Annotated in this window: 19 protein-coding genes; 9 read left to right on the top strand and 10 right to left on the bottom strand. The window is 36.5% G+C overall.

From position 1 onward, the window contains the following. Positions 1-199: 199 nt before the first annotated feature. Positions 200-1,285, bottom strand: coding sequence for a carbamoyl phosphate synthase small subunit (locus BMX24_RS09750; protein WP_089792008.1), 1,086 nt, complete (start codon positions 1,283-1,285; stop codon positions 200-202). A gap of 235 nt (positions 1,286-1,520) precedes the next feature. After that, the gene (locus BMX24_RS09755) at positions 1,521-2,411 is read right to left on the bottom strand and encodes an aspartate carbamoyltransferase catalytic subunit (RefSeq protein ID WP_089792010.1); all 891 of its coding nucleotides are present in this window, start codon (positions 2,409-2,411) and stop codon (positions 1,521-1,523) included. Between the two features lie 245 nt (positions 2,412-2,656). Here BMX24_RS09755 and BMX24_RS09760 point away from each other — a divergent pair, with 245 nt between their 5' ends. After that, the gene (locus BMX24_RS09760) at positions 2,657-3,118 is read left to right on the top strand and encodes an Lrp/AsnC family transcriptional regulator (RefSeq protein WP_089792012.1); all 462 of its coding nucleotides are present in this window, start codon (positions 2,657-2,659) and stop codon (positions 3,116-3,118) included. 174 nt (positions 3,119-3,292) lie between these two features. Here the strand turns inward: BMX24_RS09760 and argH are convergent, their stop codons facing one another. From argH to BMX24_RS09800, 8 genes are all read right to left on the bottom strand, one after another. Beyond that, complete coding sequence (gene argH, locus BMX24_RS09765; RefSeq protein WP_089792013.1) at positions 3,293-4,597, bottom strand: argininosuccinate lyase; 1,305 nt, start codon at positions 4,595-4,597, stop codon at positions 3,293-3,295. 256 nt (positions 4,598-4,853) lie between these two features. Then, complete coding sequence (locus BMX24_RS09770; protein WP_089792015.1) at positions 4,854-5,936, bottom strand: M20 family metallo-hydrolase; 1,083 nt, start codon at positions 5,934-5,936, stop codon at positions 4,854-4,856. Continuing rightward, a complete protein-coding gene (gene argB / locus BMX24_RS09775) occupies positions 5,911-6,705 on the bottom strand; it encodes an acetylglutamate kinase (protein WP_089792016.1) in 795 nt (264 codons plus the stop codon). Before argB ends, BMX24_RS09770 begins: the two co-directional genes overlap by 26 nt. Positions 6,706-6,784: 79 nt before the next feature. Beyond that, a complete protein-coding gene (locus BMX24_RS09780; protein ID WP_089792018.1) occupies positions 6,785-7,759 on the bottom strand; it encodes an N-acetylornithine carbamoyltransferase in 975 nt (324 codons plus the stop codon). Positions 7,760-7,876: 117 nt separating this feature from the next. Further along, positions 7,877-9,016 carry an aspartate aminotransferase family protein gene (locus tag BMX24_RS09785; RefSeq protein ID WP_089792020.1) on the bottom strand — a complete coding sequence of 380 codons (1,140 nt, stop codon included), beginning with the start codon at positions 9,014-9,016 and terminating at the stop codon, positions 7,877-7,879. 291 nt (positions 9,017-9,307) lie between these two features. Continuing rightward, positions 9,308-10,270 (bottom strand): N-acetyl-gamma-glutamyl-phosphate reductase, encoded by a 963-nt coding sequence (gene argC, locus BMX24_RS09790; RefSeq protein ID WP_089792022.1) that lies wholly within the window; start codon positions 10,268-10,270, stop codon positions 9,308-9,310. Beyond that, positions 10,267-11,463 carry an argininosuccinate synthase gene (gene argG / locus BMX24_RS09795; protein ID WP_089792024.1) on the bottom strand — a complete coding sequence of 399 codons (1,197 nt, stop codon included), beginning with the start codon at positions 11,461-11,463 and terminating at the stop codon, positions 10,267-10,269. The genes argC and argG overlap by 4 nt, the downstream gene beginning before the upstream one ends. After that, on the bottom strand, positions 11,435-12,034 hold the full coding sequence (locus BMX24_RS09800) for a GNAT family N-acetyltransferase (protein WP_089792026.1): 600 nt from the start codon (positions 12,032-12,034) through the stop codon (positions 11,435-11,437). The genes argG and BMX24_RS09800 overlap by 29 nt, the downstream gene beginning before the upstream one ends. Before the next feature lie 160 nt (positions 12,035-12,194). Between BMX24_RS09800 and BMX24_RS09805 the strand changes: the two genes are divergently transcribed. The 8 genes from BMX24_RS09805 (at position 12,195) to acs (ending at position 21,637) form a co-directional block, all read left to right on the top strand. Continuing rightward, positions 12,195-12,611, top strand: coding sequence for an IS1/IS1595 family N-terminal zinc-binding domain-containing protein (locus BMX24_RS09805; RefSeq protein ID WP_089792028.1), 417 nt, complete (start codon positions 12,195-12,197; stop codon positions 12,609-12,611). A 244-nt stretch (positions 12,612-12,855) separates the two neighbouring features. Beyond that, positions 12,856-14,235 (top strand): porin, encoded by a 1,380-nt coding sequence (locus BMX24_RS09810; RefSeq protein ID WP_089792030.1) that lies wholly within the window; start codon positions 12,856-12,858, stop codon positions 14,233-14,235. Positions 14,236-14,495: 260 nt separating this feature from the next. After that, positions 14,496-16,076: an MFS transporter gene (locus BMX24_RS09815; protein ID WP_089792032.1), complete on the top strand. Its 1,581-nt coding sequence runs from the start codon at positions 14,496-14,498 to the stop codon at positions 16,074-16,076. A 43-nt stretch (positions 16,077-16,119) separates the two neighbouring features. Beyond that, positions 16,120-16,347, top strand: coding sequence for a DUF6814 family protein (locus tag BMX24_RS09820; RefSeq protein ID WP_089792034.1), 228 nt, complete (start codon positions 16,120-16,122; stop codon positions 16,345-16,347). A gap of 61 nt (positions 16,348-16,408) precedes the next feature. Beyond that, positions 16,409-16,603: a hypothetical protein gene (locus BMX24_RS09825; RefSeq protein WP_089792035.1), complete on the top strand. Its 195-nt coding sequence runs from the start codon at positions 16,409-16,411 to the stop codon at positions 16,601-16,603. Then, positions 16,596-19,307 (top strand): ATP-binding protein, encoded by a 2,712-nt coding sequence (locus BMX24_RS09830; RefSeq protein WP_170835701.1) that lies wholly within the window; start codon positions 16,596-16,598, stop codon positions 19,305-19,307. Before BMX24_RS09825 ends, BMX24_RS09830 begins: the two co-directional genes overlap by 8 nt. Further along, complete coding sequence (locus tag BMX24_RS09835) at positions 19,304-19,663, top strand: response regulator transcription factor (protein WP_089792039.1); 360 nt, start codon at positions 19,304-19,306, stop codon at positions 19,661-19,663. Before BMX24_RS09830 ends, BMX24_RS09835 begins: the two co-directional genes overlap by 4 nt. A 63-nt stretch (positions 19,664-19,726) precedes the next feature. After that, complete coding sequence (acs, locus tag BMX24_RS09840) at positions 19,727-21,637, top strand: acetate--CoA ligase (RefSeq protein ID WP_089792040.1); 1,911 nt, start codon at positions 19,727-19,729, stop codon at positions 21,635-21,637. Positions 21,638-21,711: the final 74 nt, after the last annotated feature.

Below are 21,711 nucleotides of genomic sequence, written 5' to 3' on the forward strand. Positions count from 1 at the left end.
ATTTTTACTTTTTATCTGACTTATTTTTCCATGCTTTGTCATTCCGTAGGAATCTAAGCAGTGTCTCTAAATCGCTTTGTTGAGATCCTTTCAGGATGACAAACTGAGCGTTTATTTTTTATCTGTTGTCATTTCGAGGAATCTTTTTTATAGATTCTTCACTGCGCTTTCGCTTCGTTCTGAATGACAACCAACTGCCTTATTGATTCTTCTTATTCTTAAAATCCTCCATCAAGTGGATGAAATCATCGAATAAGTAGTTTGCATCTTCAGGACCCGGGCTCGCTTCAGGATGGTACTGAACTGAGAAACAAGGGTAAATTTTGTGCTTCAGACCTTCGTTTGTTCTGTCGTTCAATGCGATGTGTGTTTCAATTAAATCTGTTCCTTTCAAACTTTCCTGGTCAACTGCATAACCGTGATTCTGAGAAGTGATTGCTACTTTATTTTTCTCTAAATCCAATACCGGGTGATTTCCTCCTCTGTGACCGAATTTTAACTTGAAAGTTTTCGCTCCGCAAGCCAATCCGATTAATTGATGCCCCAGACAGATTCCGAAAATTGGAACTTTTCCTAATAATCCACGGATCATTTCTAGAGCGTGCTGATTGTCTTCCGGGTCACCAGGACCGTTTGACAGCATGACTCCGTCAGGATTCATTAGCAAAATCTCTTCTGCCGTTACATCATGGGAAACTACTATGATATCACAGTTTCTTTGAGATAATTCTCTGATAATCCCTAATTTAGAACCAAAATCGACCAATACTACTTTAAAACCTCTTCCTGGATTTGCGTAAGGTGTTTTTGTAGAAACCATTTCCACCTGATTGGTAGGGAAAGTTGTTGATTTTAATTCTGAAACTACTGCATTATCATCAACATCTTCGTTTACGATTTTTCCTTTCACTACTCCGTGGTTACGAAGAATTCTTGTCAGTCTTCTTGTATCGATTCCTGAAATTCCTGAAAGGTGTTTCTTTTTAAATAATTCATCTAAAGTAATCTGAGTACGGAAATTGGAAGGCAGATCACAAATTTCTTTTACGATAAGACCTTTGATAGCCGGTTCAATACTCTCATAATCATCTCTATTAATCCCATAGTTTCCGATAAGCGGATAGGTCATACAAACAATCTGACCGCAATAGGAAGGATCAGAAATTAGTTCCTGATACCCTGTCATTCCGGTATTGAAAACCACCTCTCCTGCAGTTTCCAATTCTGCTCCGAAACCTTCTCCATGAAACACTTCACCGGACTCCAGTATTAACTTTTTCTTCATTTTCTTTATTTAGATTTTCTTTTTTTTATTAACAGGTCGCCTCTACGAGGCTCAAATTCTTTATCCTTTGTTTTCCACAGGTTCTATCCGTGGCTATTAACAGGTCGCCCCTCCGGGGCTTGGATGATTTTTCTGCCATGGATTTCACCCAATGGCTATTCATATTTCGCCCTTCAGGGTTCTCCAACTTTTACCTTTAATCTTTTCCCTTGGCTCTTTTTATTTTCCTTGGCTCTTATTTAAAGGTATACCCTTCTTTTTCCAAGGCTTCTTTTAAAATCGCCATTCTTGCAAAAACGCCGTTTTCCATTTGTTTGAAAACTCTTGAGCGTTCGCATTCTACCAAGTCTGTATCAATTTCAACCCCTCTGTTGATGGGAGCCGGATGCATGATGATGGCTTCTTTTTTCATGGCTTTTTCCCTTTCTTTCGTCAAACCATATTTTCTGTGGTAATCCGAAGCAGAGAAACTCATTTTGGCATCGTGTCTTTCGTGCTGGATTCTCAGTAACATTACAACATCAACCTCAGCAATTAATTCATCTACATTTAAATATGTTCCGTTGATCAAAGCTCCTTCATCAAACCATTGTTCCGGACCTGAGAAGTAAACTTTTGCGCCCAGTCTTCTTAACGCTTCTGCATTTGAGTTCGCAACACGGCTATGTTTCACATCTCCTACGATTCCTACTTTTAATCCCTCAAATTTTCCGAATTCCTGGTAGATCGTCATCAAATCTAGCATACATTGAGATGGGTGGTTTCCCGTTCCGTCTCCTCCGTTGATTACAGGAATTTTTATATTTTTTAATTCATCAAAATACCTGTCTTTCTTATCTCTGATTACTACCAGATTTACGCCTAAACTTTCTATCGTTTTCACCGTATCATAAAGACTTTCACCCTTGTTTACCGAACTGTGAGATGCATCAAAAGGCACTACCTGCAAGCCTAATTTTCTTTCGGCAATATCAAAACTTGTTTTTGTTCTTGTACTGTCTTCGAAGAAAAGATTTGAGCAAAAAACCTCTCCTTCAATTTTAGCAGTTTTTCCGTTTGCAAAAGCCAAAGCTTCTGTCAGTATCCTGTTGATTCTCTCGGTGCTTAGTTCTGTAATCGTAAACATAATTTCTTAATTTTTTACAAAAAAAAAAGCGAAGAAAATATCTTCGCTTACTATAAATAAATATCGTATAGGGCGCTATCGCCCGGTAATTCTAATGATATAAATACTGTCTTATTCATTAGGTGCAAAGATACAACAATTTTACAAACTGACAAAACCAAATTTTGATTTGGATTAAAAAAACTTATTCTCTCCTTATTTTCATTTTTAAATGCTATTTTTGTTAAAACTCAACCTTATACTATATGGATTTAAAAGACAAAATGATTCTCAGTATTATTCAGGAAGACTCTACTCTATCGGTGAAAGAAATTTCAGAAAAGATAGGTCTTACCTTTACCCCGACTTACGAGCGCATCAAACAACTTGAAAAACAGGGAATTATTGAGAAATATGTAGGTCTTTTGAATCGCGAAAAACTAGGTTTAAATATTGTCGTATACTGTAACGTCCGCCTTAAAGAGCAATCCAAAAAAGTTTTGGAAACGTTCGAGAAAAACATTATGCAACATGATGAAGTTCAGGAAATTATCAGCCTTTCCGGCGAATATGATTATATGTTGAAAATTATTGCAAAAGATATTAATTCTTATAATGATTTTACAGTGAACGTAATTTCAAATATTCCTAATATTGGACAATACCACAGTTCTATTGTGCTTCATGAAGTGAAAAAATCTACTAAGCTTAAAATTGATTTGGATTAATTTTTTAATTAAATTAAAATTTTTAGCTTAATAATTTAAAGATGCTTCGACGGAGCTCAGCATAACATCATCTCTAATACTAACTGTTTTATTTAGCAGCATATTTAACGCGGTGTCATGCTGAGCTCCGTCGAAGCATCTCATTATCAATTCTAAACACTTTTTTGTTTAAAATCAACCCAACAACTTATTTTTCAATTTATTAAACTGATATTCTATTTTATCTAAACAAAGATTTCCAATACTTCCCTGATGAGTATGGTTTAAATTTCCTATTTCAAAATCAAACTCATTATTTTCAATCTCCTGCCCTACCTTTATATAAGCATCACGGAATGAACTTCCCTTTTTCACTTCTTCATTGATCTTTTCTACACTGAAAAGGTATTTGTACTTTTCATCTTCCAAAATCCCGTCTTTCACCTGAATATTGGGTAAAGTATAGTTTAAAATTTCAAGACATTCCTTTAATGAATCGATGGCCGGGAAAAGTATTTCTTTCGTCAACTGCATATCGCGGTGATAACCTGAAGGAAGATTGTTCGTCAATAAAATAAACTCGTTCGGCAACGACTGAATTCTGTTGCAACGTGCACGAACCAACTCAAAAATATCAGGATTTTTTTTGTGCGGCATAATGCTGCTTCCTGTGGTAAATTCTTTTGGAAAGCTGATAAAATCAAAGTTCTGACTTAAATATAAACACACATCATAGGCAAATTTCCCCAACGTTCCTGCTAAAGTTGCCATCGCCATTGACAACATTTTCTCCGACTTCCCGCGGGTCATTTGAGCATAAACGGAATTATAATTCATCGATTGAAAACCCAAATTATACGTCGTACTCTCACGGTCGATCGGGAAAGACGAACCATATCCCGCCGCAGAACCCAGTGGATTTTTATTAATGATATTTTTAACCGAAAAAAACATTTCAAGATCATCTACCAACGATTCTGCATAGGCTCCCAACCACAATCCAAACGATGAAGGCATGGCAATTTGTAAATGCGTATAACCCGGAAGCAGAATATTTTTATGTTGATCTGCCAATTTGATTAATATTTGAAAAAACTCATCCGTCAATACTGTAATTTCACGGATTTCATCAAGCAGATACAGTTTGACATCAACCAAAACCTGATCATTTCTCGAACGTGCTGTATGAATTTTCTTTCCGATATCTCCTAATTCTTCAATTAAAATAGCTTCAATCTGTGAATGGATATCTTCCGCATTTTTATCAATTTTAAAATTACCATCTAAAATATCCTGTAAAATTGCCGCCAAAACAAAAATAATTTTGTCTGACTCTTCTTTTGTGATAATTCCTACTTCTGCCAACATCATACAATGGGCAATAGAACCTTTGACATCGTATTTCGCCAATCGTTCATCAAAGTCGAGATCTTTCCCTACTGTAAATTTATTGACTAATATGTTTGTGGCATTGTCGTCTTTTTGCCATATTTTTTTCATAAAATTTAATTTTCTATTTAAAATTTTCTTTTGTCTTGAAACAAAAGAAACAAAAGTTCAAGACTGGAAACTCCGGCTAAAAATTAAAATTAAATCCTAAAATCCCCAAAACTTGCGCGAATTCAAAATTTATTCTTCAATTCAAAATTAGTGTCGCGCTTCAAACAGTGGGAATTTTTTAACGGATTAAATTTCAATTTTCTTAACGCCTCCGTTTCCTAAGTCGATTTAAAACTTCCATCACCCAGCTTCCAGCCTATAAAATCTTCTCTAAAATCTTAATATAAATCTCTATTCCTTCCGCAATTTCATCGATGAAAATAAATTCATCTGCCGTGTGGGAGCGCCTGCTGTCGCCAGGACCGATTTTCACTGATGTGCAAGGAATAATCGCCTGATCGGATGACGTGGGTGAACCGTAAGTTGTCCTCCCAATTTCTAATCCCGCCTGTACGAACGGATGATCCATTTCAATTTTTGAAGAATTTAGCCTGAAAGATCTAGTCGTTAAGGTTGATTTCATCTTTGATTGAATGATTTCAAATGCTTCCTGATTAGAATATTCATCCGTAACTCTTACATCTAAAGTAAAAGTACACGATTCCGGAACGACATTATGCTGAACTCCGGCATGAATTCCCGAAAGCGTCACCTTAACTTCACCCAAATAATCTGAAACTTTTGGAAATTTAAAGCTTAAAATTTGCTGCAAATCTTCCATACATTTCACAATCGAGTTATCATCGTTCGGATGTGCGGCGTGGGAAGGCGTACCTTTCATTTCCCCGTCAATCACCAAAAGTCCTTTTTCCGCAATCGCCAGATTCATCTGCGTAGGTTCTCCTACAATGGCAAGCTCGATATTGGGTAACTGAGGAAACAAAGCTTCGATCCCGTCAAACCCTGAAATCTCCTCCTCGGCCGTCAAAGCGATCACTAAATTATATTGCAAATCTTCCTGAGCATAAAAATGTAAAAAAACCTGCGCCATCGAAACCAAAGAAGCTCCGGCATCATTACTTCCCAATCCGAATAATTTTCCGTCTTTTTCAATAGCCAAAAACGGATCTAACGTATACGCTTTGTTCGGTTTTACGGTGTCGTGATGCGTGTTCAGTAAAATCGACGGTTTAAAAACATCAAAATTTTTATTCACCGCCCAGATATTATTTTTAAAACGTTTTGTAGGTATTTGATGTTTTTTGAAAAAATTTTCAATTTCCACCGACGTATTAAATTCATCCTTGCTGAATGACGGAATTTCAATCAGTTTTTTCAACAAATCGACTGCATTATTCAGTAATTCTTCTTTATTATAAACAGATTTCAGTTCCTGCATGATGGTTTTCTATATGGTTTTTTAGTTCAGTTTCTTTAATTAAGAATACTTTATTGACATTATTTTTTACAGCTCCAAGAGCGTTTTCCAACTTAGGAAGTATTCCTTTATGCAATTTTCCTTCATCTTTTAAAACAGAAAATTCTTCTTCAGAAATATTTTTTATGACAGAATCAGGATTGTCAACATCTTCCAAAACTCCCTCTTTATCAAAACAATACAACAATTCCACATCATATTTTACTGATAAAGCCTGGGCAATCACCGAAGCAATCGTATCTGCATTGGTATTGAAAAGATGTCCTTTTTTATCGTGAGTAATTGCTGAAAAAACAGGAACTAATTCCAGTTTAAGCAACTTTGAAATTAGTTTTCTATTCACACTTTTCTCCGTAATATCTCCCACAAATCCAAAATCTATTTCTGCGTGTTCTCTTTTTTTGGCTTTAATTAAATTGGCATCAGCACCTGAAAAACCAATTGCTTTACACTTCTTCTGCTGAAGTTTGGCCACAATATTTTTGTTGATCCCTCCCGCATACACCATCGCCACAATATCCAGCGTATCTTTATCCGTAATTCGCCGTCCGTTAATCATTTTTTGTTCGACGCCAAGTTTATCAGCCAAAATCGTTGCTAATTTTCCTCCTCCGTGAACAAGGATCTTCCTTTCCTTGATTTTAGAAAACTGCTCCAGAAATTCGTTCAATAATTCTTCATCATCGATTAATGCTCCGCCGATTTTTATGATGTATAATTTTTCTTTCATTGCAATCCTTTTTTGAGAACCCTGTCAAGGTTTAGAACCTTGACAGGGTTTACTAGTGAAAAACCTGTTAGGTTTGATTTTATTTAGAATTCAACCCATCTAAAATTTCAGAAAAAACCGCCTGAGCCGAGAAAATTCGATTTTTTGCCTGTTGATAAATAATAGAATTTTCACCATCCATTACCTCATCGCTCAACTCTACATTTCTGCGAACCGGAAGACAATGCATTACTTTTGCCTGATTGGTATTGGCTAATTTTTCATTTGTCAGCATCCAGTTTTCTTTCACTTCCGGCATTGCTGCGTAATCATCAAAAGACGACCAGTTTTTAATATAAATAAAATCTGCATCTTTCAACGCTTCCTCCTGATTATGAACTACTTTCACATCTTTTGTGAAATTTTCATCCAAATCATAACCCTCAGGATTCGTGATCACAAAATCGACATCCATCTCCTGCATCCATTCTGCGAAAGAATTTCCTACCGCATGAGCAATCGGTTTAATGTGAGGCGCCCAAGTCAGCACCACTTTCGGTTTGCGCTGTACACTGAGCTTGTCGAAGTGCCAGTTTTCAGTAATCGTGATGCAATCTGCCAAACTTTGCAAAGGGTGACGTGTAGCCGACTCCAATGAAATAACCGGAACTTTCGCATGTTGCTCGAACTGACTTAAAATGCTTTCGTTAACATCATCTTCCTTGCTTTTCATTCCAGCAAAACAACGAACCGCGATGATGTCACAATATTGATTTAATACTTCAATGGCATCTTTGATGTGTTCAACAGTATCACCGTTCATGACGGCTCCGTCTGCAAATTCCAGATTCCAGGCTTCCTGAGCTGCATTTAACGTTAACACATTTAAGCCTAAATTTTGTGCCGCAATCTGGCTGCTTAAACGTGTTCTCAAACTTGAATTTAAAAAGACAAGTCCGATTGTTTTTCCTTTGCCTTTTTCAGTTTCCGAAAGAGGATTTTCTTTAATTTGTAAAGCTTTTTTTATAATTTCCTGTAAGTTTTTAACATCGCTTACAGAGGTGAATTTTTTCATTTTGAATTGATTTTAAAGATTTTTTATCTTACATATTTTGGCTGAATTTTTAACGCTATGATCGCAAAGTTTTTTTTAATTATACTTTCATTTAAGCCTTATCAGCTTTCTTCGCCTTTAAATTTCTTCAAGAACTATTTTCAAAGCACTGATGAATAAATCAGTTTCTTCTTTTTTAATGTTAAGTGCCGGAAGAATCCTCAACACAGCCTTATCATTGGAATTTCCTGTGAAAATATGATGATTGTATAACAGGTTGTTCCTCACTTCCGAGCAATCCCTGTCGAGCTCAACTCCAATCATCAAGCCTTTCCTTCGGATCGTTTTAATATGTGGAAAATCTTTCAATTCATTTTCAATATACTCGCCCATTTTCTGAGCATTTTCGATGAGATTTTCATCTTTCATGACGTCCAATACAGCAATCGCAGCGACACAAGCTAAGTGATTTCCACCAAAAGTTGTTCCCAGCAAGCCGTTACTTGCCTGAAATTTTGGGTGAATCAATACTCCGCCGATTGGGAAACCGTTCCCCATTCCTTTCGCTGTTGTTATAATATCTGCTTCAATTCCAAATTCCTGATGAGCAAAGAAATATCCACTTCTTCCATAACCGGACTGAACTTCATCTAAAATCAAAACGCTATTATGTTTTTCACACAATTCTTTAATTTTAGTTAAAAATTCAACCGTTGGAATCATAATTCCGCCAACTCCCTGAATTCCTTCAATAATTACAGATGAAATTTCCCTTCCTTGTTTTTCGAAAATTGCTTCAAGCTGCTCGATATTATTCCATTCAGATTTGATAAATCTTTCATCATAATTTACCGGAGCTACAATCTTAGGATTATCGGTCACGGAAACTGCTGCCGAAGTTCTGCCATGAAACGAACCTGAAAAATACAGCACTTTGCTTTTTCCGTTATGGAAAGAAGCCAGTTTTAAAGCATTTTCGTTGGCTTCAGCTCCTGAATTACACAGGAACAAGTTGTAATCTTCCAAGCCTGAAAGTTTTCCTAATTTCTCAGCCAATTCAGTTTGTAATTCATTCTGAACCGAGTTTGAATAGAAAGATATTTTGTCTAATTGGTTTTTTAATTGAGTTTGATAATACGGATGATTGTGTCCGATAGAAATTACAGCGTGACCTCCGTAAAAATCAAGATATTTTTCTCCTTTATCGTCCCAAAGAAATGATCCCTGAGCTTTTACCGGATTTATATTGAATAATGGATATACGTTGAATAAATTCATTTTTTCTAGTTGATTGTTGTTGGTTGATAGTTGCTGGTTTTACAACTTCATTTTTAATTTTTTTTGTTTTAATTAATTTCTTTTGTCTTGAAACAAAAGAGACAAAAGTTCAAGACTGGAAACTTCCGCTAAAAAATATTTTTGTTCTCTAAAAATTTTAAAACTTGCGCGAAATCGACATTTGTTCTTCGATTCGACATTTTTCTCGCGCTTCGAACAGTAGAATTTTCTTAACGTTCACAAAAGTATTTTCTTAACGCTCCACTTTCCTAAGTCGGATTATTTCATGTTTTAAAATGCAATTGGTTTCAAGTTTAATCCTGAATTTTCTTCCCAACCCATGGCAATATTCATGTTTTGAACCGCCTGTCCGGACGCTCCTTTCAACAAATTATCAATCACTGAGTGAATAACGGCAACATTTCCACTCTTTTCTATATGAATCATACAACGATTCGTGTTGACAACCTGTTTTAAATCAATTGCTTTATCACTTACCTTTACAAAAGGCTCATCTGCATAAAAATCCTGATACAATTGCTCAATATCTGAAAGTTCTACATCTGTTTTCACCGTGGAACTCGTAAAAATTCCTCTCGCAAAATCTCCTCTCCATGAAACAAAATTTAGACTGATTTCATTCGTATTGAAAGAAACTAACTGCTGTAAAATCTCATCCACATGCTGATGCGTCAAAGTTTTATAGGCTGAAATATTATCATTCCTCCATGTAAAATGCGTCGTTGCCTGCAAAGACTGACCCGCACCCGTCGAGCCCGTAATTCCCGTCGTATACACTTCATTCAACAAACCTTTTTGAGCCAATGGAAGCAAAGCCAATTGAATCGCTGTTGCAAAACATCCCGGATTCGCAATACTTTTTGCTCCTAAAAGTTGTTTTTTGTTGATTTCAGGTAAACCGTAGATAAAATTTCTGTTTCCAAAGCTTCTATCCAAACGAAAATCATTTCCTAAATCGATTACTAAAGTTTCATCGTCTACACCATTTTGAACCAGCCAATTCTGACTTTCTTTGTGAGGAAGGCATAGAAACAAAATATCTACATCTTCAGGCTGATCGGTTAAAACCATTCCACAAATTGTCGCTAAATCCGGGTACAAATCTGAAATTTTTGTCCCCGAATTTGAACGACTATATAAAAAACGCAATGACACATGGGGATGAAAAGCCAGCAGACGTACCAATTCGCTTCCCGTGTAACCGTTAGCGCCTACAATTCCTACTGTTTTCATATCTTTTCTCCGTTAATCTGATGATATATATTTAAAGAATTGCTTACAATTTTCGTGTAACCTTTCACATCTTCGCCCGTCCAAGCTCTGTTTGCTTCGCCGTAGCTTCCGAATTTATCGGACATTAAATCATGTTCAGATTCAATTCCATTTAAAATAAATCGGTAAGGATGAAGGGTTACAAAAACTTTTCCGCTCACTGTTTTTTGAGAATCAATTAAAAAAGATTCGATATTTCTCATCACCGGATCCAAGAAAAGTGCTTCGTGAAGCCAGTTTCCGTACCAATCGGATAATTGGGACTTCATCATTTGCTGATATTTTGAAAGCGTATGTTTTTCCAATAAATGGTGCGCTTTAATGATCACAGATGCCGCCGCTGCTTCAAAACCAACCCTTCCTTTAATTCCAACAATCGTATCTCCAACGTGGATATCGCGACCAATTCCGTAAGCCGATGCCAATTCTTCAATCTTTTGAATGGCATAAACCGAATATTCAAAATTTTCTCCATTCACCGCCACTACCTCACCATTTTTGAACTCAATTTCCAATTCTGATGGCTGATCTTCTTTAATTTGTGAAGGAAAAGCTTCTTCAGGAAGGTAATTTCTTGAGGTCAAGGTTTCTTTTCCACCCACTGAGGTTCCCCAAAGTCCTTTATTCACAGAGTATTGCGCTTTTTGGAATTCTTTTTCATAGCCGTAATTTTTCAAAAATTCAATTTCTTCTTCACGGGACAAAGACATATCACGAATTGGCGTAATAATTTCTACATTTGGACACATTACCTGAAAAATCAAGTCGAAACGAACCTGATCGTTTCCAGCACCTGTACTTCCATGAGCAATCGCATCAGCCCCGATTTCAATCGCACATTTTGCAATTTCCTGTGCCTGAATCGTACGTTCAGCACTTACAGAAAGTGGATATGTATTGTTTTTCAAGACATTACCAAAAATCAAATATTTCACACAAGAATTATAATAATCTTCCTGAGCATCTACGCACCTGTATTCTTTTACCCCAAGATTCAGGGCTCTTTTTTCCAGCTCTTTTTCCTCTTCTTTAGAAAAACCTCCGGTATTTACAGTAACTGCATACACATCATATCCCAGTATTTCACTGAGATATTTAGCACAGTATGAGGTATCTAAACCTCCGCTAAACGCTAAGACGACTTTCTTGTTCATTATTATATTTAATTTCCGGTTGCGTATACGCAACACCATTTTTTGTTATATTTTCAGGAACGAAAAGCATTGCCGTGCAAAGGCAGTTTTTACGTTCTTTTTTCATGAGAATATCATAATTCACACAGTTTTTACAACCATTCCAGAATTCTTCATCCTGAGTCAGTTCAGAATAAATTACAGGCTTATAACCTAAATCACTGTTGATTTTCATTACAGCAAGACCTGTAGTCAATCCAAAAATCTTTGCATTCGGATATTTGTCTCTAGATAGTTGGAAAACCTTATTCTTAATTAAAGTTGCAGCTCCCCTTTCCCTGAATTTCGGAGAAACGATCAATCCGGAATTGGCCACAAACTGACCATGCGACCAGGTTTCTATATAACAGAAACCCACCCACTCACCGTTTTCAGAAGCTATCACAGCATTACCCTCTGAAATTTTTTTACTTAAATATTCTATGGAACGTTTTGCAATACCCGTCCCTCTTCGCTGTGCAGAATCGTACATTTCCTGCTGTATTTCACTCACATACATCAGATGTATGGATGAGGAAATTTCTATTTCCATTTATTTATCTAAATTTTTCGGCAAATTTAAAGTAAAACTACTTTAAAAACCAAATTAAAAAGATATTTTTTTTGTTTAAAATAAATACACAGGTAATTTTATCTTTACAATAAATTAATATTTTGCTAAATAATTATACATTTGCTAAAAAAATATAGTTATGGAAACTCACTGTCCAAAATGCAACAGCAATAAAATCGTAAAAAGCGGAATCGTCAATGAAAAACAACGTTTCCTATGCAAAAACTGCAACTATTATTTTACCGTAAAAAAACTCGGAAAAAAAATAGATGATTATTACGTAACGAAAGCATTACAGCTTTATCTTGAGGGTTTAAGTTTCCGCGAAATAGAAAGGATTATCGGAGTTTCTCATGTTACTATTAGTTCATGGATCAAGAAATATAATATCACCAGACCCCCACATTCAGAATTTCATCCGGTGTATAAAATTTTAAAGCAAAATGAACTTATTGAATACATGTCTAAAGAAGAAAATATTAAAAATTCCGGACTTATTATCACTCAGTTTGCAGATAAATATATGCTGATCAAATGGGAAAGGTTTAAAAAATAAGCTTTGGGAGTTATGAGTTATTAATTATAAGTCATGAGTTTTAACGCATAAAACAAAAACCATTAATTAATAATCAATATATTAAATATAAAATCAATTCAAAAAGCAGGCATTTTTACAACTCATACTTCATAATTCAAACTTACAACTATATAATTACCATAAATATATATTAAATTTTTATAAATAAATTATTAATTCCAATTTGGCTTTCATAAAAAACAACGCCAAAAATTGATAATTTATGAAGAAAATTCTCACTTTTATTGGATTGGCTTTAATCAGCAATTCTTTATATTCTCAAGGCTCCCCTGATTATGGAAGTGGATTAAAATTAAACCTCAATCAACAGGGCGATAAATACATCAGATTCATTTTATGGGATCAGTTTTGGGTAAGAAATACTGAAATGAACCCCGGAAGTATGGTCGGCGGAGAACCAACCGACAATTCGTGGAGCTTAGGAAACAGGCGATTACGAGCTTTAGCCTATGCCCAGATTTCCAAAAGATATATGATTTTGGCTCATTTTGGAATTAACAATCAGACTTTTATCAATGGCGGCGGTTCCGGAACATCAGGAACGGGTGGTTATGGAAACGGTAAAAAGCCACAGATGTTTTTCCATGATGCCTGGAATGAGTACGCAGTTATTTTACCTGGAGAAGCAGGAAAATTCAGTTTATCTTTGGGAGCAGGACTGCATTATTACATGGGACTTTCCCGTATGACGATGGCTTCCACGCTCAACTTCCTTACCGTTGATTCCCCTATTTTCACCTGGCCTTTGATTGATAATTCTGACCAGTTCGCCAGACAACTCGGCATGTTCGCCAAAGGAAAGTATGGAAAACTAGAATATCGTTTTAGCTTAAATAAACCTTTCGCAACAGATTTAATTCCAACAAACGTCACAGACCCGGCAAAAGCTGTCGCCGTCGACAACAATGGAAATCCAAATTTTTCAAAAGCGGGATATGTAGAATATCAGTTTTTGGATGAAGAATCCAACTTATTACCTTTCAAAGTGGGCTCTTACTTAGGAACGAAAAAAGTTTTCAATGTGGGCGCCGGGTTTTACCATCAAAAAGACGGAACGAGAACTTCCGTGAATTCAAATATTGAAAAACATGACATCACGCTCGTTGCAGTCGATGCTTTTGCAGATATTCCTTTGGGAAATGCTAAAAATAAAATGGCAGTTTCAGCGTATGCAGGCTATTACAATTATCAATTCGGGCCCAATTACATCAGAAATTTAGGCATCATGAATATTGCTGCATCCGATCCAAATTTTATTGGTGAAAAAGCTATTGCCGGAGCAGGAAATCTACAACCAACGATCGGAACAGGTAATATTATCTACGCACAGGCCGGCTTGCTGTTGCCAAGTCAGGCAGAAAAACCGAAAATCAGAATTCAGCCTTTTGCAGCGTATACCCACAAAAATTTTGAAGCATTTGATAAGTCTTCATCGCAATTTGACATCGGCGCCAACTGGTTCATCGACGGTCATCATGCGAAAATCACCACACAATATTCTACAAGACCGGTGTATACAAACCCAATGGAAAGCCCGAAATCTAAAGGAGAATTTATTGTGCAGTTCCAGATTTATTTATAAAATACCAATTAATTAAATCTTTTGGATGTGTTTAAATCGCAAAGACACAAAGTTTTTTTTAAAACTTAAATATTTTTAAGGCGCAAGAAAATCATGAATTTTCAACAAAAAATATTATTAAAATTTTATCGAAGATAAAATCTTTGCGCCTAAAAAATACACAAAATATTCCTCGCGCCTTTGCGATTGCCAACCAAAACAAATTTTTATAAAATTAAAAAAACTCAATATCAATTTAAACTAACATTAAATCAAACAATATGAGCGAAAATCATCACGATGCCTACGAAAATATGACCGAAAAGCAGAAAAACCGCACGATTTGGAGCGTTATCACGGCATCCTCACTCGGCACATTGATAGAATGGTATGACTTCTACATTTTTGGAAGTTTAGCCGTCGTTTTAGCAACGAAATTTTTCCCGGCAGATAACCCGACCGCCGCATTTTTATCCACGCTTGCCACTTTTGCAGCCGGATTTGTGGTAAGACCTTTCGGAGCGCTATTTTTCGGAAGATTGGGAGATATCATCGGAAGAAAATATACTTTTTTAGTAACTTTATTAATCATGGGATTCTCGACATTTCTCATCGGATGTATCCCGAGCTATGAAACCATCGGGTTTTTAGCCCCTGTTTTAGTTTTAATTTTAAGATTATTACAAGGATTAGCCTTAGGAGGAGAATATGGTGGTGCCGCGACTTATGTTGCAGAATACGCACAACCCCACAGAAGAGGTTACTGGACTTCATGGATTCAGACGACTGCAACGGCCGGACTTTTCATTTCATTGATTGTCATTTTAGTAACCAAAACTACCCTTTCTGCAGAAGAATTCGACGGTTGGGGATGGAGAGTTCCTTTCTGGATTTCTATTTTAATGGTGGGAGTTTCTTACGTTATCAGAAGGAATATGAAAGAATCTCCGCTTTTTGCTAAGGCTAAAAGTGAAGGAAAAACCTCGAAAAACCCTTTAAAAGAAAGTTTCGGGAATAAATTTAATTTCAAATTTGTCTTACTTGCATTATTCGGAGCGGCGATGGGACAAGGAGTAATCTGGTACACCGGGCAATTCTACGCCATGAGTTTTCTACAAAAAGTAATGAATGTAGAATCTGCACAGGTCGATTCTTTGATGGCAACGGCGTTGTTTTTAGGAACTCCTTTTTTCGTTTTCTTCGGATGGCTTTCAGATAAAATCGGGCGAAAAGCTGTGATGATGACAGGAATGCTGATCGCTATTTTAGCGTACAGACCGATTTATGATTCCATGTTTAAAAGTGTAAATCTTGAAAGCAAAACCGTCGCAGCCAACGGAATTATAGAAAAAAGAACAGCAAAAATTCATGATAAAATTACAACTGACAGTTTGGTAACTTTCCATAAAGAAACGCTGTACACAGACGGAACTTTAATTAAAAAAGACAGCGTTGTACACTGGTCACCGAGCGGACCGGTAATGAAAGACGGAAAGGCGGAAGAACCGAAAGTTTCAAAAAGCATCAAATTAGCCGATAATACAAAATGGTATCTGGTGTTTCTGGTGTTCATTCAGGTATTATTCGTAACAATGGTTTACGGTCCGATTGCCGCATTTTTAGTGGAAATGTTCCCGGTGAGAATCCGCTATACATCGATGTCTCTGCCTTATCACATCGGAAACGGGGTTTTTGGAGGACTGCTTCCGGCCGTTGCCACTTATCTGGTGACAACTGCAAAAGATGCAGGCAATGAATCCTGGTATCTGCAGGGACTTTGGTATCCTATCGGAGTAGCCACCGTCTGTCTGGTCATCGGATTATTTTATCTTAAAAATAAGAACAATAATATTCATGATTAGGCACTGAATCACTTAAAAATTTATTAATTTTAAAACAACTAAAATGAACGGACTAAAAAAAATATTAGGTATACTTTGGATCGCCATCGCTCTGGTGGTAGGATACTTCGGAATTACGGTAATGGGAATTCCAAAAATTACCTCAGGAAAACAGGAGGATCTGGTATTCGGAATCATCATTCTGTTTGTCCTGATGCCGATTATCTCCGGCGGACTGGCAGTTTTCGGTTACTATTCGCTGACGGGAGAATATTCTGACGACAATGTTTAAATAAAAATAAGTTAGTGGTAATTGGCGGATATCATCTGTCCGTCAATTATCTTTTTTAAATATGAAGAAAAGGCACGAACAAAAGCTAATCATCCTGAGCATCGGACTTCTGATGGCATTCAGTATTCCCATATCATTGCTGTTCAACAGTGACCGGGAAATTTTTGGATATCCGATGATTCTGATTTACATTTTCGCTGTCTGGATGATTTCCATCATTATTTCTTTTGTAATCATAAAAAAATATGATGAGTAGTTTCGCATTATTTACCGTGGTTTTGTTTTATCTGGCACTTTTGTTCTTAGTCGCTCATCTGGCGGAGAAGAAAAAGAGCAAGCTTTGGATCAACAATCCTTACATCTATGCACTGTCTTTAGCCGTGTACTGCACAGCCTGGACGTATTACGGAAGCATTGGTGTGGCGGCAACAAGCGGACTTAATTACCTTCCTATTTACATTGGCCCTATCATAGTCATTCCGGCATGGATTTATATTAATACCCGGATTGTACGCATTTCAAGGGTGAATAAAATCAGCAGCCTGGCGGATTTTATTTCGTTGAGATATGGGAACAGCAGGAGTTTCAGCGCTATTATTACGATTGTGTGTCTTTTGGCGATTGTACCTTACATCGGTTTACAGATCAAGGCGATTTCCGAAACTTTTCACCTTGTGACAGAAACCCCAATGTCAAAAAATATCCTGACTGATAATGCGACTTTTGTGGTTGTTTTAATTGCTTTATTTTCATCATATTACGGAACCCGATATGTTGATGCTTCAGAAAAACGTTTGGGAATTATTTCTGCAATTGCTTTGGAAAGTTTTTTAAAGCTTTTCTTTATTATCATTTTGGGATTATTTGTCATTTATTTTGTATTTGACGGATTTTCAGATATTTATGAAAAAGCCAGCAAATTTGAAGATTTTAAAGCAAAAAACACCTTCAACGGGATTGAAGGCGCCTTAAACTGGATGATTTTATGCATGATTTCAGGAACGGCGATCTGTATCCTTCCGAGACAGTTTCACACGGCGATTGTCGAGAACAGACAGGAAAAACATATCAAAACAGCGATTTGGTTTTTTCCGCTTTACTTATTGATTTTCACCATCTTTATCTTTCCGATTGCCTGGGGTGGAAGATTGATTTTTGACGGGCAAAATGTAAATCCGGAATTTTATTCTATTTTAATTCCGCAGCATTTTAATAATACTTTGATTACGGTTTTTGTTTTCCTTGGAGGCTTAAGTTCTTGTATTTCAATGATTATCATTTCTGCGATTACTTTATCCATCATGCTTTCCAATAACCTGATTATTCCTTACGGTTTATTGGGAAAATTTAAGTCTGAAAATGAAATTCAGAACACGAGAAACATTACAAATATCAGAAAATTCAGCATTTTTGCGCTGATTATCATGGCGTTTGCTTTTTATAAATATTTTATTTTAAAAACTTCGCTGGATTCGGTTGGTTTAATTTCATTTGTTGTGATTGCCCAATTGGCACCCGCATTTTTCGGAGCAATTTTCTGGCGGAGAGGAAGTTATAAAGGTGCCGTTGCAGGTTTATTAGCAGGATTGGTTATTTGCTATTTCGGGTTGATCATTCCACAATATTATTTCTCTTACAATCAGGAATTCAAGGGCGTTTTGAGAGATCTGTACAATCTTTTTGACTTCTTCACAATTCCCTATTTGGGAAGAATTCCAGAGATTTTCTTTTGGTCGATTTTGGTAAATACGGGATTGTTTACCATCATTTCTGTGAGTATTAAAGGGAATTACCGTGAAAGAAATTTTGCCGAGCTGTATGTAGATATTGATAAATACATTCAAAATCACGAAAACGCTTTCATCTGGCGCGGAACAGCTTATGTTTCAGACATTAAAAACATTCTGGAAAGATTTTTAGGTAAAAATAAAACAGAGCAGGCTTTAAGGATTTTCAATTTAAAATATAATATTGATTCCCAGACAGAAACCGCCGATTCGAGATTCATCAAATTCTCGGAAAACCTTTTGGCAGGGAGAATCGGGACCGCTTCAGCTAAAATTTTAATTGAAGGTGTAACGAAGGAAGATAAAATTTCATTAAAGGAAGTTTTAAACATTTTAGAAGAATCTAAAGAAAATATTACACTCAATAAAAAACTTACGGAACAGTCGGAAGAACTGCAAAAATTATCCGATGATTTAAGAAATGCCAACGAAAGTTTAATCATCAAAGACCGTCAGAAAGACGACTTCCTCGATTCTGTCGCCCACGAACTGAGAACCCCGATTACCGCCATTCGTTCGGCGGGGGAAATTTTAGCGGACGACGACGATATTCCGTTAGACATCAAAAAAGAGTTTTTAAATAATATTATTACAGAATCTGACAGATTAAGTGAAATTATTAATGATATTCTCTATCTGGATAAATTGGAACATGGCGAAATTGCCCTGCATATCAAGGAAAATAATATTATTGAAACCTATAAAAAAGCATTAAATCCGCTTCTTCACCTTATTCATCAAAAAAATATTCATTTAAGTGAAGTCAATCTTTTGAATCAGTTTATATTTGAATATGATGAAGCCAGAATGATTCAGCTATTTCAGAATATTTTAGGAAATGCTTTAAAATTTACTGATGAACAGGGAACTATTCAGACCAAATTATCTGAAAGGGAAAATCAATTAATCATTACAATTTTTAACACCGGAAAACATATCCCTGAAGAAGATCTGGAAATGATTTTTGATAAATTTTACCAATCCAGAAACCAAAACATCCTAAAACCAACAGGAAGCGGATTGGGACTGGCAATTTCAAAGAAAATAGTTCAGGCTCAGGGTGGAACAATAAAAGCGGAAAACAGCGGACTGGGTGTCACTTTCACCATCACCCTGCCCAAAAAAATAAAAGAGAATAAAAATGAAGTTGAACAAAATCAAAACACGATATGAAAAAGATAATAATTGCCGATGATGAACACAAAATACTCATGTCGCTGGAATACAGTTTCAAGAAAAACGGCTATGACGTGTACATTGCAAGAGACGGAACCGAAGTGCTGGAATTTCTGAAAACCATGGTTCCCGACGTAATTTTGCTCGATATCATGATGCCGAATCTTGATGGATACAGTACTTTAAAGATCATTAAACAAGATGAAAAACTAAAAAACACAAAAGTCATTTTCCTGAGCGCCAAAAACAATCCGAAAGACATTGAAAAAGGCCTGGAAATGGGAGCTGACGCGTATGTTACAAAACCTTATTCGATCAAAAAACTGATTCAGCAGATTGAGGAAATGTTTTGACATAAAATAAAATTATAAACTAAAAAAATTTAAATAAAATAAATTTCAAAAAACGAAAGGGATATGAGAAATTATCAAATAGAAGATTTACCGCATTATTTTGAGGAGTATAAAAAATCTATTAAAAATCCTAAAAAATTCTGGGACAAGATAGCCGATCAAAATTTTGTATGGTATCAAAGATGGAATAAGGTAGTGAAATATGATATGAGTGAAGCAAAAATCACATGGTTTAAAAATGCCAAGCTCAATATCACAAAAAACTGCCTGGACAGACACCTTTCCGTAAGAGGCGACAAAACCGCGATCATTTGGGAACCCAACGATCCGAAAGAAGAAGCGCAGCATATTACTTACAACGAATTATATACGAGAGTTAACAAAACTGCCAATGTTCTGCGGGAAATGGGCATCGAAAAAGGTGACAGAGTCTGCATCTACCTTCCGATGATTCCTGAACTGGCGATTACCATGTTGGCCTGTGCAAAATTAGGAGCCATCCATTCTGTGATTTTTGCAGGATTTTCCGCTTCAGCAATAGCTTCGAGAGTGAATGACTGCGGCGCAAAAATGATCATTACCTCAGATGGAAGTTACCGAGGAAACAAAGTGCTGGATTTAAAAAGCATCGTTGATGAAGCGTTGGAGAAAACACCAAGCGTTGAAAAAGTTTTAGTGGTAAAAAGAACCCACAACGAGATCAAAATGAAGGAGCACAGGGATTTCTGGATGGCAGATTTATACGAAAATGCTTCCCCGGATTTTGTGACAGTGATCATGGATGCCGAAGATCCGCTTTTCATTTTGTACACATCAGGTTCTACGGGAAAACCAAAAGGGATGCTTCACACTTGCGCCGGTTATATGGTGTATACGGCTTATACTTTTAAAAATGTATTTAATTATAAAGAAAACGATATTTACTGGTGTACAGCTGATATTGGCTGGATTACAGGCCACTCGTACATCCTTTACGGCCCACTGTTGAACGGAGCCACAACCGTTATTTTTGAAGGAATTCCTACTTATCCTGAACCGGACAGATTTTGGGAAGTCATTGAAAAACATAAAATTACCCAATTTTACACTGCTCCAACAGCAATCCGTTCATTAGCAAAAGAAAGTGCAGAATGGGTTGATAAGCATGATTTAAGCACTCTAAAAGTCATTGGTTCCGTTGGCGAACCCATCAATGAAGAGGCTTGGCACTGGTTCAATGACCATGTCGGAAAGAAAAAATGCCCGATTGTAGATACTTGGTGGCAGACGGAAACAGGTGGAATTATGATCTCTCCTCTTCCATTCGTAACGCCGACAAAGCCGACTTACGCTACCCTGCCTTTGCCCGGAATTCAGCCTGTTTTGATGGATGATAAACGCAACGAAATCATGGGAAATCAGGTAACGGGAAATCTTTGCATACGTTTTCCGTGGCCGGGAATTGCAAGGACGATCTGGGGAGATCATCAACGTTATAAAGAAACTTATTTTACCGCTTTTCCTGGTAAATACTTCACCGGAGACGGTGCATTGAGAGACGAAGTTGGCTATTACAGAATTACGGGTCGTGTAGATGATGTGATCATTGTTTCAGGGCACAATCTGGGAACGGCGCCGATCGAAGACAGCATCAACGAACACCCTGCTGTAGCCGAATCTGCCATCGTCGGCTATCCTCACGACATCAAAGGAAATGCATTGTACGGATTTGTTATATTAAAAGAAACCGGAGAAAGCCGTCAGAAAGATAATCTTAAAAAAGAGATCAATCAGTTGATTTCAGACCAGATCGGACCCATCGCGAAACTGGATAAAATACAGTTTGTTTCCGGACTACCGAAAACCCGTTCTGGAAAGATCATGCGTAGGATTTTAAGAAAAATCGCAGAAGGTGATTTCAGTAATTTCGGAGATACCTCTACCCTTTTGAATCCTGAAATTGTTGAGGAAATTAAAAATGAAAGAATAGATTAAATTTATTTTAATTACAATATCAATAGAAACGGGCGAAAGTCCGTTTTTTTTATTTTTAGAAAAGAACATTATTT

Source organism: Chryseobacterium wanjuense (assembly GCF_900111495.1).
Lineage (GTDB): Bacteria > Bacteroidota > Bacteroidia > Flavobacteriales > Weeksellaceae > Chryseobacterium > Chryseobacterium wanjuense.

Excerpts from the sequence above, each read along its gene's own strand:
- BMX24_RS09750 (WP_089792008.1), bottom strand. The coding sequence starts at position 1,285 with ATGAAGAAAAAGTTAATACTGGAGTCCGGTGAAGTGTTTCATGGAGAA.
- BMX24_RS09755 (WP_089792010.1), bottom strand. The coding sequence starts at position 2,411 with ATGTTTACGATTACAGAACTAAGCACCGAGAGAATCAACAGGATACTG.
- BMX24_RS09760 (WP_089792012.1), top strand. The coding sequence starts at position 2,657 with ATGGATTTAAAAGACAAAATGATTCTCAGTATTATTCAGGAAGACTCT.
- argH (WP_089792013.1), bottom strand. The coding sequence starts at position 4,597 with ATGAAAAAAATATGGCAAAAAGACGACAATGCCACAAACATATTAGTC.
- BMX24_RS09770 (WP_089792015.1), bottom strand. The coding sequence starts at position 5,936 with ATGCAGGAACTGAAATCTGTTTATAATAAAGAAGAATTACTGAATAAT.
- argB (WP_089792016.1), bottom strand. The coding sequence starts at position 6,705 with ATGAAAGAAAAATTATACATCATAAAAATCGGCGGAGCATTAATCGAT.
- BMX24_RS09780 (WP_089792018.1), bottom strand. The coding sequence starts at position 7,759 with ATGAAAAAATTCACCTCTGTAAGCGATGTTAAAAACTTACAGGAAATT.
- BMX24_RS09785 (WP_089792020.1), bottom strand. The coding sequence starts at position 9,016 with ATGAATTTATTCAACGTATATCCATTATTCAATATAAATCCGGTAAAA.
- argC (WP_089792022.1), bottom strand. The coding sequence starts at position 10,270 with ATGAAAACAGTAGGAATTGTAGGCGCTAACGGTTACACGGGAAGCGAA.
- argG (WP_089792024.1), bottom strand. The coding sequence starts at position 11,463 with ATGAACAAGAAAGTCGTCTTAGCGTTTAGCGGAGGTTTAGATACCTCA.
- BMX24_RS09800 (WP_089792026.1), bottom strand. The coding sequence starts at position 12,034 with ATGGAAATAGAAATTTCCTCATCCATACATCTGATGTATGTGAGTGAA.
- BMX24_RS09805 (WP_089792028.1), top strand. The coding sequence starts at position 12,195 with ATGGAAACTCACTGTCCAAAATGCAACAGCAATAAAATCGTAAAAAGC.
- BMX24_RS09810 (WP_089792030.1), top strand. The coding sequence starts at position 12,856 with ATGAAGAAAATTCTCACTTTTATTGGATTGGCTTTAATCAGCAATTCT.
- BMX24_RS09815 (WP_089792032.1), top strand. The coding sequence starts at position 14,496 with ATGAGCGAAAATCATCACGATGCCTACGAAAATATGACCGAAAAGCAG.
- BMX24_RS09820 (WP_089792034.1), top strand. The coding sequence starts at position 16,120 with ATGAACGGACTAAAAAAAATATTAGGTATACTTTGGATCGCCATCGCT.
- BMX24_RS09825 (WP_089792035.1), top strand. The coding sequence starts at position 16,409 with ATGAAGAAAAGGCACGAACAAAAGCTAATCATCCTGAGCATCGGACTT.
- BMX24_RS09830 (WP_170835701.1), top strand. The coding sequence starts at position 16,596 with ATGAGTAGTTTCGCATTATTTACCGTGGTTTTGTTTTATCTGGCACTT.
- BMX24_RS09835 (WP_089792039.1), top strand. The coding sequence starts at position 19,304 with ATGAAAAAGATAATAATTGCCGATGATGAACACAAAATACTCATGTCG.
- acs (WP_089792040.1), top strand. The coding sequence starts at position 19,727 with ATGAGAAATTATCAAATAGAAGATTTACCGCATTATTTTGAGGAGTAT.